Consider the following 13,386-nt stretch of genomic DNA (forward strand, 5'->3'; position numbering starts at 1 on the left):
ACCCATCAGGAGATATACCGATGCCTATCATCAACAGCCAAGTAAAACCGTTCAAGGCTACCGCATTCAAGAACGGCGCTTTCGTTGACGTCTCGGACGCTGACTTCAAAGGCAAGTGGTCTGTCGTATTCTTCTACCCGGCCGACTTCACTTTCGTATGCCCGACCGAGCTGGAAGACCTGGCTGACAACTACGAAGAGTTCAAGAAGCTGGGCGTTGAAATCTACAGCGTTTCGACCGACACCCACTTCGCCCACGCTGCATGGCACAACACTTCGCCAGCAATCGGCAAGATCCAGTACACCATGATCGGTGACCCGACCCTGACCATCTCCCGCAACTTCGACGTGCTGATCGAAGAAGCCGGTCTGGCGGATCGCGGTACTTTCGTGATCAACCCTGAAGGTCAGATCAAAATCGTCGAACTGAACGACGGTGGCGTTGGTCGTGACGCTTCCGAGCTGCTGCGCAAGATCAAGGCTGCTCAGTACGTTGCCGCTCACCCGGGCGAAGTCTGCCCAGCCAAGTGGAAAGAAGGCGAAGCTACTCTGGCTCCGTCCCTGGACCTGGTTGGCAAGATCTGAGTCGCATGAATCGGCTGGGGGCGTTGAGCTCTTGAGCAAGTAAACCGCATCGCCCCAAAAAACGCCCGGGCGGTAATCGCCTGGGCGTTGTTATTTCTACCCTTTGTAAACAGGAAGCCGCCACATGTTGGACGCCAATCTTAAAGCCCAGTTGAAATCCTATCTGGAGCGGGTTACTCGCCCCATCGAGATCGTCGCGTCCCTTGATGACGGCGCGAAGTCTCAGGAAATGCTTGCACTGCTCAATGATGTGATCAGTGTTTCCAAGGACGTCACCCTGAATGACAGCGGCACCGACGCACGTACGCCGTCGTTCTCGCTGAGCAGCCTTGGCCACGATATCAGCCTGCGTTTTGCCGGTATCCCCATGGGTCACGAATTCACCTCGCTGGTCCTGGCGCTGCTGCAAGTCGGCGGCTATCCACCCAAGGTCAGTGCGGAAACCATCGAACAGGTTCGCGCACTTCAGGGCGAATTCCATTTCGAAACCTATTTCTCGCAGTCCTGCCAGAACTGCCCGGACGTCGTCCAGGCCCTGAACCTGATGGCAGTGCTGAACCCTGGTATCAAGCACGTCGCTATCGACGGTGCACTGTTCCAGGAAGAAGTTACCGATCGCAAGATCATGTCGGTGCCCAGCATCTATCTGAACGGTGAGTTGTTCGGTCAGGGCCGCATGGGCCTGGAAGAGATTCTGGCCAAGATCGACACCGGCGCCGGTGCGCGTCAGGCGGAAAAACTCAACGCCAAGCAGGCTTTCGATGTGCTGGTCGTCGGCGGTGGCCCGGCTGGCTCGGCCGCGGCAGTCTATGCTGCGCGTAAAGGCATCCGCACCGGTGTTGCTGCCGAGCGTTTCGGCGGTCAGGTGCTCGACACCATGGCCATCGAGAACTTCATCTCGGTACAACATACCGAGGGGCCGAAGCTGGCCGTGGCGCTTGAAGAGCACGTCAAGCAGTACGAAGTCGACATCATGAACCTGCAGCGTGCCGACAAGCTGATTCCTGGCGCAGCCGGCGAGTTGCACGAAGTGAAGTTTGCCAGCGGTGCCAGCCTCAAGGCCAAGACGCTGATCCTTGCCACTGGCGCACGCTGGAGGGAGATGAACGTGCCGGGTGAGCAGCAGTACCGTAACAAGGGTGTGGCTTATTGCCCGCACTGTGACGGTCCTTTGTTCAAAGGCAAGCGCGTCGCTGTCATCGGTGGCGGTAACTCGGGTGTCGAGGCTGCAATCGACCTCGCAGGTATCGTGTCTCACGTGACTCTACTGGAGTTCGACGTGCAATTGCGTGCCGACGCGGTGCTGCAGCGCAAATTGCACAGTCTGCCGAACGTGACCGTGATCACCAGTGCGCAAACCACTGAAGTGACAGGTGATGAGCAGAAGGTCAACGGCCTGCGCTACAAGAACCGCACCACAGGCGAAGAGATCAACGTACCGCTCGAAGGTATCTTCGTGCAGATCGGCCTGCTGCCCAACAGTGAGTGGCTCAAAGGTGCCATTGAGTTGTCGCCGCGCGGTGAGATCGTGGTCGATCCTCGCGGTGAAACCTCGGTGCCAGGCATCTTCGCTGCCGGTGACGTGACGGTTGCACCGTACAAGCAGATCATCATCGCCCTAGGCGAAGGTGCCAAGGCCTCCCTGAGCGCCTTTGACCACCTGATCCGTACCTCCGCCCCGGCCTGATCGGAGAGCGGTAAACGAAAAGCCCCGTGAGCGATCACGGGGCTTTTTGCTTTCTACGCGGATCGCCCCTTGCCGAAGCGATCACCGGCAGTCTCAGAGCGGCGTTGGCTGGATGATCTCTACCCAGTAACCGTCCGGGTCCTTGATAAAGGCCAGGCTGTTCATGCGGCCATCGGACAAGCGCTTCTGAAAGTCGACGCCCAGGCTTTCAAAACGCTCGCAGGCGACTTTCACATCCGGCACCGACACGCAGATATGGCCAAAGCCGCGCGGGTCGCTGTTGCCGTTATGGTAAGACGCTGTGGCATCGCTTTCGGTACCGTGGTTATGGGTCAGCTCCAGAATGCCGGGGATCGACTTCATCCATTCGTTGCGGGCGGCGTCGTCTTCCGGGATCTGTGCCTTGTCGACCAGCGCCAGGAAGTACAGGCTGAATTCGGCTTCCGGGAAGTCACGCTTCTCGACCAGGCTGAAGCCCAGTACGCGGGTGTAGAAATCAAGCGATTTGGTAATGTCCTTGACGCGCAGCATGGTGTGATTGAACACAAACTGCCGGGTGGCCGCTTCAGGATCGGCTGTGACGCCCGGTAGTGTGTTGAGTTCGTGCAAGCTCATCAATGTGTCTCCAACAGAATGTACAAATAATGCCAAATGATACGGGGCAGGGCGCGCAGTGCCAAACCCGGCTCGGATAACGTCGCGTCGGCCTTGCTCGATGCCGACAACAGGCTCAGAATTTCGGGTCAACCGTTCTGGCGACCCGATCATGATCCTTTCGCACTACCGACGCTCCGTGCCAAGCCTTTGCCTGTTCCTGCTGTTGGGCACTGCACAGGTGCATGCCGCCGATGCAATGATCGTCTGGCCCGCAGGCTGGGAGGTCGAGTCGATACCGACCGAGTCGGGCGAGCCCGTTCAACCTTCCGTGCAAGTCAGACAGCGCGCGGTGAAAAACGATCAAAGTGGAAATCCGCTGATGGTCATGGAACTCACCCAGACGCGCCTGACGCCAGGGCATGAAGTCAATGTCCAGGGCGTTCTGCTGGAAATGCGCAAGTCGATTCAGGTCAATTTTGCCCGGAGCGGACTGCAGAGCGCTTGCACGCATGTCCGTGAAAGTCGACTCAGCGTCGTGCCCGCACTCGAAACCACCTGCACCATTACTCAGAATGGTGTGCACGTGCTGACCCAGACACTGGTCGCGGCCGCCAGCAAGGAGCTGGCCTGGTCGTTGTCCTATGCGGGATCGGCAGACGGCTATGCGAACAACAAGGATGAGGCACTGCGTATTCGCGAGAGTCTGCGCCTGGACGATACGCAGTGACCTCTGCCTTTTCGCAGGCAAAAAGAAGCCCGCCGAGGCGGGCATGGGGCGCTATTCCTTTAGCGGTCTTCATCATCCGAGAGTGCATGTGAAAAAAGTGTGAAGCTCCGCTGTGCTGCGAATGTGGTGCTCTTCGACGCGCCGAATCATTGAGAAACAAATAAGGATGTATCTCATTACACCGCCAAACTGAATAATTACTCTACACACTTCAGGGACTGTTCAGGTTTGTAACTGTGTGCTGAATCGCATAATCCAGATTTATTGGCGTCATTATTCTCGCGGTATTTTCCCGGTGCCCTGAAGTATATGTACCGGGCAGTTCACTCAATCATGTATATGAATTCCCGGTGTCCAACGAAAGGAACTGTGTGTGCGTCCGGGCAAAAAGCTGCAGTGCGCAGGTGATCATATGCAGCGGCGCAGACAAAAAAGCCCTGCACGTGCAGGGCTTCAAGTGACAACTTGCAATCAGGCACGAAGCCATGAATCAACAGTGTCTACACCGTATTGCTCTTTCCACGCCTTGAGGCCGCGATGGTTGCCGCCCTTGGTTTCAATCAGCTCACCCGTGTGCGGATTCTGGTAAACCTTGACCACACGTGCGCGGCGACGCTTTGGACCTGCGGGTGCGGCCAGTGAGGTAGCGCTTGCAGGGTCAAGGATTGCAATGATGTCACGCAGGCTTTTGCCGTAGGTGCCCATCAGGTCCTGGAGCTTTTGCTCGAATTCGATCTCCTTTTTCAATCCGGCGTCATTCTTCAACGATTCCAGCTGTGCAAGCTGTTCCTGAAGGGCTTTCTCTGCTGCTCGAAACTCGGCAAGTCTGGACAATTAATATACTCCAACAATGTAATGGCTGTTGTCAGCCCTATAAAGCGATGAGACAAAACTGATGACCGATTCGCTCACTCGAGGGTGCCCGATACCTGCGGTTTCTATGCTGAAACTTGGCCTTCGCGGCTTGTCATTGCGCAGATAGAGGGTATTTATAACTCAGTCGCCCGCAAATGATGCACTTTTTTTTTCAGTTAGAAAATAGCCTTTTTCAAATTCGTTAAATGAAGCGGGGAGACGATGTTGGATATAGGGGATGATGTCCGTGTTGTACGCGGAGGGGCAGTGTAAGTTATTTCCGATATTAGCCACGGATGGAAAACGTGTCATGAGAGAGTGGGTAGCTTAAAAAGAGAAATATCCGACAGGCAATAGGACTATCGGATGAGGAAATGGCAGAGCAGTGCGAACGCCGCGGACTGAAAGGCGTGTAGACCATGCAAAGATAGCCTTTGGCCTGTCTCGGCGTTGCGTTTCTGACCCTACAGTCCCTGTTGCAGCACAGGGTCATCCGGGTTCTGCTGTTCGAGCTCGGCCAGCAGAATCTGCACGTTCTGCAGCTGACCGTTCTCTTTCCAGTACTGGATCAGCAGCACTCTGGCCTTGCGATTGGCGGGCTGGTTTTGAACGATCTGAGTCAACTGCCGCTGTGCCGCTTCAAGCTCGTTCAACGAGTGCAGGGCAACCGCCAGGTCATAGCGATAGTCGTTGTTATCGGGCGCCAGTTCCGTGGCCTTGGCCAGGCTGAGCACGGCGAATTCAGCCTGGCCGTGGTTCAGCAGCCACATGCCGAGGGCATGCTGGAGCAGGGACGAGCCAGGGTTATGCTCGAGCAGTTGCGCGAAAAGGCTGCGCGCCTGCTCGGCCTGGCCCTTGCGGTCCAGTAATTCGATATGCGCCAGCGCTGCTTCGATATTGCCCGGGTCCAGCGCGGTGGCGCGCTGTAGCGCCGCGAGCGCGGGTTCCAGGTCGCCGGTCTGCAGATACAGCCTGGCCAGTTGCAGCTGGTTTTGTGCGCTTTGCGGCTGGCTCTTGAGTGACTCCTGAAACGCCTCGGCACTTTGCTGCAGGACGGCAAAGTACAGGCCCAGCTCATCAGGTGAGAGGCCAAGCAGGGCGCTGGTGGCGCGAAACCTGACGGATTGTTCGGCGTCATCCAGCAGGGGGCCGAGCAACAGACTGCGCTGACTGTTGGAGACCAGCCTGACACTGACATCGATGGCCGCTTCGCGCACTTGCGCGGACGGGTTACTCAAGGCCGCATCAAGCAACTTGAGGGCCTGGGGGCTGGGATAGTCGCTCAGTTCGGCGAGCAGGCTGATGCGTTGCGTGTCAGACAGGTCAGTCCGTCCCAGTTGTTGATACAGCACGCGCGCGGCACCCGGTTTACCGTCGTGTGCCTGTTCCAGCGCCTGGGCATAGGTATGACTCAGCCTGGCCGGCGCGGTCTGGACGGGCGTGCGCCACCACCAGAAAACCAGCGAAAGCATCAGCAGCGCTGCAGCCGCTGCGCCGATCAGCCAGCGGCGTCGAGAAGTGGGTTGAGGCGATAACCCCATGGTAGAAAGTCTGGGCATATCGATTTCCAATGCTTGACGGGTTGCAGCTTCGGGGAGTGGCTGGCAGCTGTCAAACGGCAATCATGATGCAGCCGGATTTCAGGCAAAAAAAGCCCCGCGGCCTGATCGGGCGCGGGGTTTTTTTACCGGTTTTTCAGGTTCAGGCCTGAGGTTGCCAGCCGCCACCCAGTGCCTTGTAAATGGCCACGATGCCACGGTACAGCTCGATTTCTGCCTGCGCCTGAGCATCCTCGGCTGCCAGACGTTCGCGCTCGGCATCCAGCAGGACCAGGAAGTCCGCCGTGCCTTCTCGATATTGCACCGAGGCCAGCCTGGCCGCCGAGCGACTCGCATCGCTCTGGCGCATCAGCGAGACCAGCCGCTGCTGGCGTTTGTCGTAATCGCTGAACGCGTTCTCCGACTCCTCCAGAGCAAGCAGTACCTGCTGCTCGTAGTTGGCCAGTGCGCCCTCGGCGTCGGCGTCGGCACTGCGAATCTGCGCCCGGACACTGCCCAGATCGAAGGCCGCCCAGGTGATGCTCGGCCCCAGCGACCAGGCTCTGGCCGCTGACGAACCGATCTGCGAGCCGCGCCCAGCGGTAAAGCCCAGAAAACCGCTCAGACTGACCCTCGGGAACAGGTCGGCAGTCGCGACGCCGATACGTGCGGTCGAGGCAGCGAGTTGTCGCTCGGCTGCACGGATGTCCGGCCGATTGCGCAGCACTTGCGTCGGGTCGCCGATCGGCAAGGCCTTGGCGATGGCAGGCAGCTTGCTCGGGCTCAAGTCGACGCTGAGGTTTTCCGGGCGCTCGCCCAGTAACGTGGCGATACGATTGCGTTGGCGAGCCTGCTCGGCCTGCAACTGTGGAACGGTGGCCTCGACGGCAGCCAGTCGTGCCTCTGCACGCACCACATCCAGCTCGTTGCCCACGCCCGCATCACGCAATTGCGTAGTCACGTCCTGAGAACTCTGCTGGTTTTTCAGGTTGTCGCGGGCAATGGCTTCACGCAGCTGTGCGCCGCGCAGTTGACCGTAGGCGTCGACCACCTCGGCAATCAGCGTGACCTGAAGCTGATAGAGGTTGGCCTCTGCAGCATCCTGATCGGCATCGCTGGCTTCCAGTTGGCGCTGAATACGCCCGAACAGGTCCACTTCCCACGCCATGTCCAGGCCCAGGTCGTAGCGCTCGCTGTTGACCCGGCGCTCGGTGATGCCGGGTTGCTGACCCTTGCCGATGTCACTGCTGGCGCGACTGGTCACCACGGGCATCACATCGTTGGCGACGTCATCGCGTATGGCCCGCGCCGACTTGAGGCGGGCGAAGGCGACGCGCAGATCGCGGTTGCCGTCCAGTGACCTGGCCACCAGTTTATTGAGGGTCGGATCCTCGAACTGCTGCCACCACACCCTGTCCACTTTGCTGCGGTCATAGTTGCCCTGGGCGGCGGACGCCAGTTTGGCTGGCGCCGTGACCGGTGCCTGGTAGTCCGGGCCCACGGCGCAGGCCGCCAGCGCCATGACCAGCAGGCTCGGGATGAAGACTTTGTAGGCGCTCATCAATGCATCTCCGCAGGCAGGTTTTGCTGGCTGTTTGCTCTGGCGGCCTTGCGGGCCTCCTGGCGTTCGACGTAATTACGGATAAGCACGTAGAACACCGGCGTCAGCAGCAGGCCGAAGAAAGTGACCCCCAGCATCCCGGAGAACACCGCGACACCCATGGCATGGCGCATCTCGGCACCCGCGCCGCTGGACAGCACCAGCGGCACGACCCCCATGATGAAGGCGAACGAGGTCATCAGGATCGGACGCAGACGCAGGCGGCATGCTTCCAGTACCGCATCCAGCGGGCTCATCCCTTCGGCCTGTTTGTCCTTGGCGAACTCGACGATCAGAATCGCGTTCTTGCACGCCAGGCCTACCAGTACGATCAGGCCGATCTGCGTGAAGATATTGTTGTCGCTGCCGGCGATCATCACCCCGGCAATCGCCGAGAGCAGGGTCATCGGTACGATCAGGATCACCGCCAGCGGCAGGCTCCAGCTTTCGTATTGAGCCGCCAGTACCAGAAACGCCAGCAACACACAGAGCGGGAACACGAACAGCGCGGTATTGCCCGAAAGGATCTGCTGATAGGTCAGGTCGGTCCATTCGTAGATCATGCCGGTGGGCAGTTCCTCGCGAAGCAGTTTCTCGACCGCCGCCTGAGCCTGGCCAGAGCTGTAGCCTGGTGCTGCTGCACCGTTGATTTCAGCAGTGATGAAGCCGTTGTAGTGCATGACGCGGTCGGGGCCGGCGGTGTCGCTGACCTTGACGAAGGTCGCCAGCGGGATCATCTCGCCCAGGTTATTGCGCACCTTGAGCTGGCCGATCTGGTCGGCATCCTGGCGGAACTGCTGCTCAGCCTGGACATTGACCTGATAAGTGCGGCCGAACCGGTTGAAGTCGTTGGCATACAACGACCCCAGATACACCTGCAGGGTGTCGAAAATATCGCTGACTGCCACGCCGTGGGTCTTGGCCTTCTCGCGGTCAATCGCGGCATCGACTTGCGGTACGTTCACCGTGTAGCTGGTAAACAGCCCGGCCAGTTCCGGCACGCTGCGGCTTTTGGCGATGATGTTCTGGGTTTCCTTGTACAGCTCGTCATAGCCCAGGTTGCCACGGTCCTCGATCTGCAGACGGAAGCCGCCGATGGTGCCCAGGCCTTGTACCGGTGGTGGCGGGAAGATCGCCATGTAGGCTTCCTGAATCGAGGCGAACTGACCGTTCAGCGCGCCGGCAATCGCGTTGGCCGAGAGGCTCGGGTCCTTGCGCTCGTCGAACGGCTTGAGGGTCACGAACACCACGCCGTTATTCGGGCTGTTGGTGAAGCCGTTGATCGACAGACCCGGGAAGGCAATGGCGTCCTGCACGCCAGGCTGCTTGAGGGCCAGCTCCGACATGCGTTTGATGACATCCTCGGTGCGGTCCAGGCTCGCGGCGTCCGGCAACTGGGCAAATGCGACCAGGTATTGCTTGTCCTGGCTCGGGACGAAACCGGTCGGTGTGCTGGCAAAGCCCATCCAGGTCAAAACCATCAGGCCCGCGTAAACCAGCAAGGCAATGCCGCTGCTGCGAATGACCCTGGCAACGGTGCCGACATAGCCGTGGCTGGCTTTCTCGAAAAAGCGGTTGAACGGGCGGAACAGCCAGCTGCCGAGCATTCTGTCGAGGAAGCGCGAGAAGCGATCCTTGGGCGCGTCATGACCTTTGAGCAATACCGCCGCCAGTGCAGGCGACAGAGTCAGCGAGTTGAAGGCGGAAATGACCGTCGAAATGGCGATGGTCAGCGCGAACTGCTTATAGAACTGACCGCTGAGTCCGGAGATGAATGCCGCAGGCACGAACACGGCGCACAGCACCAGCGCCGTCGCGATGATCGGCCCTGTTACTTCAGCCATGGCCTTGTGCGTGGCAGCGACCGGTTCCAGGCCCAGCTCGATGTTCCGTTCGACGTTCTCCACTACCACGATGGCATCGTCGACCACGATACCGATCGCCAGTACCAAACCGAACAAGGACAGCGCGTTCAGCGAGAAACCGAACATGTGCATGACCGCAAAGGTGCCGATCAGCGAGACCGGTACGGCCACCAGCGGAATGATCGATGCGCGCCAGGTCTGCAGGAACAGGATCACCACCAGCACGACCAGTATCAGTGCTTCGAACAGCGTGTGAATCACCGCCTCGATGGAACCGCGGACGAAGATCGTCGGGTCATAGACGATGCTGTAGTCCATGCCTTCCGGGAAGCTTTGCTTGAGCTCGGCCATTCGTGCCCGTACATCGTTGGAGATGTCGATGGCGTTGGAGCCGGGACGCTGGAAGATCGGGATCGCTACCGCAGGCTGATTATTCAGCAACGAGCGCAGCGCATACTGGCTGGAGCCCAGTTCGATGCGTGCAATGTCCTTGAGGCGAGTGATTTCGCCATCGGCACCGGCGCGCACGACCACGTTTTCGAACTCCTCCTCACTGACCAGGCGGCCCTGGGTGTTGATCGACATCTGAAAGCTGGTGGCATTCGGCGAGGGCGGGGAGCCCAGCTGACCAGCGGCTACCTGACGGTTCTGTTCGCGAATCGCATTGACCACATCAGTGGCGGTCAGGTTGCGTGAGGCGGTCTTGTTCGGGTCGAGCCAGACCCGCAGCGAATAATCGCCCATGCCGAACAGCTGCACATCACCGACGCCGCCCAGTCGCGCCAGCTCATCCTTGATGTTGAGCACGGCGTAGTTGGACAGGTACAGCATGTCGTAGCGTTTGTCCGGCGAGGTCAGGTGCACAACCATGGTCAGGTCGGGGGAGGCCTTGTCCACGGTGATGCCGATGCGTGTCACTTCTTCAGGCAGCTTCGGCTCGCTGCGGGTCACGCGGTTCTGCACCTGCACCTGCGCATTGTCCAGGTCAGTACCCAGTGCAAAGGTGATGGTGAGGGTCAGCTTGCCATCGGCAGTGGCCTGCGAAGACATATAGAGCATGCCTTCGACACCGGTAATTGCCTGTTCCAGTGGCGAGGCCACGGTTTCGCCGATCACCTTGGGGTTGGCGCCGGGGAAGTTGGCGCGTACCACCACGGTTGGCGGCACGACTTCCGGGTATTCACTGATCGGCAGCTGGAACAGCGAGATGGCACCGGCGATCAGGATCAGCAGCGACAACACTGCGGCGAAGATCGGCCGTGAAATAAAGAATTTGGAGAAGTTCATCGGACGAGTCCCTTAGCCGCGCGGCGCGGCAGCGCTGGCGATTTTGACGGCCGCTTTGGGCGCCACTTGTGGCAGGTTGCTGGCTTCAAGGGCCTGGCGTTGTTTGAGCAGTGCGGCGAGGGTGTCGGCGCTGGCCATCGGAGTGACTTCAGGGTCTACAGGCTGGCCGGGACGTACGCGCTGCAAGCCTTTGACGACGATGGTGTCATCCTTGCCCAGGCCATTGCGCACAATGCGCAGGCCTTCGATTTTCGGCCCCAGCTCGACAGCCCGGTAGGCAGGCTTGTTGTCCTTGTCCATGACCAGCACAAACTTCTTGCCCAGGTCGGTGCCCACTGCTTCGTCATTGATCAGCACGGCCGAGTAAGTGCCGCTGCCCACCAGTTTCAGGCGCGCATACAGGCCGGGAGTGAACGCACCGTCGGCGTTATCGAACACGGCGCGGCCACGAATGGTGCCGGTCCTCGGGTTGACCTGATTGTCGACAAAGTTCATCTGGCCCAGATGCGGGTTGCCGGGTTCGTTGGACAGCCCCAGATACACCGGCGTGCTCTGACCGCGCTGGCCTTTGCGGGCCAGTTCGGTGTACTTGAGGAACACGCGCTCGTCTGCGTCGAAGTAGGCGTAGACCTTGTCGGTGGAAACCACGCTGGTCAGGGCAGTGACATCGGCGGTGACAATGTTGCCGGCGGTGATTTCGGCACGACTTACGCGGCCTGAAATCGGTGCGGTGACACGGGTGAAACTGAGGTTCAGTCTAGCCAGGTCCAGTTGCGCCTGAATGGCCGCGACACCGGCCTTGGCTTCCTGCGCCGAGGTGGTACGCGATTCGGCCAGCTCGGCGGAAATCGCATTGTTGCTGCGCAGACGCTCGCCACGCTGGGCTTCGCTGTCACTGCGCGAAGCGACTGCGCGGGCCTGTTGCAACTGGGCTTCGAGACGGCGGACTTCCGACTGGAAGGGGCGAGGGTCGATCTGGAACAGCAGGTCGCCTTTCTTGACCAGCGAGCCGTCGGTGAAGGCTACCTGATCGATCTGACCGGAGACTCTTGGGCGAACTTCGACCGTTTCAGGTGCTTCGAGACGACCGGTAAATTCATCCCACTCGTTGACTGGCTGTTCCAGTACCTTGGCCACACTGACTTTGGCTGCGCCAGGCGCACTGGTGGCTTCCGGCGCACGGCCGCAGGCACTGATGACGATCAAGGCGAGGGCGGTGAGAGGGTAGCGCAGATGGCTGATTGTCTGGTGCATGGGAAGTTCCGCCAATAGTGAAGAATGGGGCGGATTCTGTTGCGCACGGGGTGTTATTAACGAATCGAATAAACCGAAGGTTACTATCACTGGCAATGATGAGTACCCATAGGTCTTCGAAAACCTTCAGCCGGGTGACCCGCAGGGTGGATGGCGGCCAGGCATTCGGGGCTGAGAATGCTCCCCTTATGGTGAGCCAAAAAAGCTCATGCCATATTGCTATCTCTTCGATCAATCTTTGCAATCGCCGCGGCTATCAAGTTGTCCAGCGAACAGTCGATCCTTGGTTATTGCGATAAATCCCGAGGAAAAGTTTGATGAAGTCGACATGGCTGGACAATTTGAAGGTCAGCAAAAAGCTGAGTGTAGGCTTCGGTCTGATACTGCTGGGTGTGCTGACGGTCACCGCGATCGGTTACCTCAGCACCAACCTGCTGATCGAGCGGCTGGGCAAGGCAGCCAGGGTTTCTGAGGTGAAGGCCGATGCGCTGAGCCTCAGGATCGCTGCGCAGGCCTATACCGCCAAGCCTGACGCGAGTAATTCGCAGGGCTACACGGCCGCCCTGGACAATCTGGGCAAGACCATCGAGGAAGGCCTGAAGATTCTGACCGTTCCGGCCAACGCCGATATCCTCAGAGGTATTCGCGATCAGGCGGGTGGCTTGAGACAAACGTTCAGTCAATTGGTCGATAACAATCGGCAAATTGATCAGGCCATGCAGCCGCTGATCACCATTTCCGAACAAGTGAGCGGAAGCTTTGAGACACTCCTGCAAAAGACCTTGGACGACGTTTCCCGATCGCTGGATCAAAGCGGTATCGACCAGGTAAAGATTGCTGGCGACCTGCGCAATGGCATGACCAATTTTCGGCTGGTGTTTCGCCGTTATATCAGTATCCCGACCGCTGAAAACAGGCAGATCACCTTCGATGCTGCCGACTCACTGATCGCTCAGGTGAGCAGTGCGCGCAACCAATTGCCGAACAAGGCCGGCCCGGCGGTGGATGAGGCGCTCGCGGCGCTGCAACAGTACAAGTCGTTGATGGTCTCCATCTCGCAACTGATGCAACAGAACGATCAGATTCGCGACAGCCTTCGCCAGCAGTCAATGGACATCGTCACCAGTACCGAAAAGCTGATGGCGGGCCAGGTAGTCAGTGCCAATAAAGAAAAAGACAGCGCCGTAACCCAGTTGCTCACGGTGGCGGTGATCGTATTGCTGCTGGGCATCTTCGCGGCGATTCTGATTACCCGTCAGATTACCCGTCCGCTCGATTCCACGGTGATCGCTGCGCGTCGAATTGCCGGCGGCGATTTGACCAATGACCTCAGCACCACTCGCCAGGATGAGCTGGGCCTGCTGCAAAACACCATGCAACACATGACCGTAT

General features: G+C 59.1%; 9 protein-coding genes and 1 pseudogene. 4 read left to right on the forward strand and 6 right to left on the reverse strand.

All coding sequences use genetic code 11. The features are described 5' to 3' along the window. Window positions 1-20 precede the first annotated feature (20 nt). Both ahpC and ahpF read left to right on the forward strand, forming a co-directional pair. Complete coding sequence (ahpC, locus tag AO388_RS24850) at window positions 21-584, forward strand: alkyl hydroperoxide reductase subunit C (RefSeq protein WP_002553298.1); 564 nt, start codon at window positions 21-23, stop codon at window positions 582-584. A gap of 124 nt (window positions 585-708) precedes the next feature. Further along, window positions 709-2,271 (forward strand): alkyl hydroperoxide reductase subunit F, encoded by a 1,563-nt coding sequence (ahpF, locus tag AO388_RS24855; RefSeq protein ID WP_058417360.1) that lies wholly within the window; start codon window positions 709-711, stop codon window positions 2,269-2,271. 93 nt (window positions 2,272-2,364) lie between these two features. On the opposite strand, the gene gloA is transcribed toward ahpF, so the two are convergent. Further along, window positions 2,365-2,886, reverse strand: a complete 522-nt coding sequence (gene gloA, locus AO388_RS24860) for a lactoylglutathione lyase (protein ID WP_003364444.1) — start codon at window positions 2,884-2,886, stop codon at window positions 2,365-2,367. Between the two features lie 100 nt (window positions 2,887-2,986). On the opposite strand from gloA, the gene AO388_RS24865 reads away from it, so the two are divergent. Then, window positions 2,987-3,595 carry a DUF4946 domain-containing protein gene (locus tag AO388_RS24865; protein ID WP_032609761.1) on the forward strand — a complete coding sequence of 203 codons (609 nt, stop codon included), beginning with the start codon at window positions 2,987-2,989 and terminating at the stop codon, window positions 3,593-3,595. A gap of 471 nt (window positions 3,596-4,066) precedes the next feature. Here AO388_RS24865 and AO388_RS24870 read toward each other — a convergent pair whose 3' ends face one another. The 5 genes from AO388_RS24870 to mexE form a co-directional block, all read right to left on the reverse strand. Then, window positions 4,067-4,429: a histone-like nucleoid-structuring protein, MvaT/MvaU family gene (locus tag AO388_RS24870; RefSeq protein ID WP_058417361.1), complete on the reverse strand. Its 363-nt coding sequence runs from the start codon at window positions 4,427-4,429 to the stop codon at window positions 4,067-4,069. A 485-nt stretch (window positions 4,430-4,914) separates the two neighbouring features. Beyond that, window positions 4,915-6,009: a HEAT repeat domain-containing protein gene (locus tag AO388_RS24875; protein ID WP_024663677.1), complete on the reverse strand. Its 1,095-nt coding sequence runs from the start codon at window positions 6,007-6,009 to the stop codon at window positions 4,915-4,917. Window positions 6,010-6,151: 142 nt separating this feature from the next. Next, entirely contained in the window at window positions 6,152-7,549 is a 1,398-nt protein-coding gene (locus AO388_RS24880; RefSeq protein ID WP_003364436.1) for an efflux transporter outer membrane subunit, read from the reverse strand. Further along, complete coding sequence (locus AO388_RS24885; protein ID WP_024663676.1) at window positions 7,549-10,740, reverse strand: efflux RND transporter permease subunit; 3,192 nt, start codon at window positions 10,738-10,740, stop codon at window positions 7,549-7,551. Before AO388_RS24885 ends, AO388_RS24880 begins: the two co-directional genes overlap by 1 nt. Window positions 10,741-10,752: 12 nt before the next feature. Next, a complete protein-coding gene (mexE, locus tag AO388_RS24890) occupies window positions 10,753-11,994 on the reverse strand; it encodes a multidrug efflux RND transporter periplasmic adaptor subunit MexE (protein ID WP_004413738.1) in 1,242 nt (413 codons plus the stop codon). A 317-nt stretch (window positions 11,995-12,311) separates the two neighbouring features. Between mexE and AO388_RS30470 the strand changes: the two are divergent. Further along, window positions 12,312-13,334, forward strand: a pseudogene (locus AO388_RS30470) (methyl-accepting chemotaxis protein); the annotation flags it as partial. Between the last annotated feature and the right edge of the window lie 52 nt (window positions 13,335-13,386).

Origin of the sequence: Pseudomonas sp. ICMP 10191, from assembly GCF_001467335.1 — a bacterium.
GTDB classification, from domain to species: domain Bacteria; phylum Pseudomonadota; class Gammaproteobacteria; order Pseudomonadales; family Pseudomonadaceae; genus Aquipseudomonas; species Aquipseudomonas cerasi.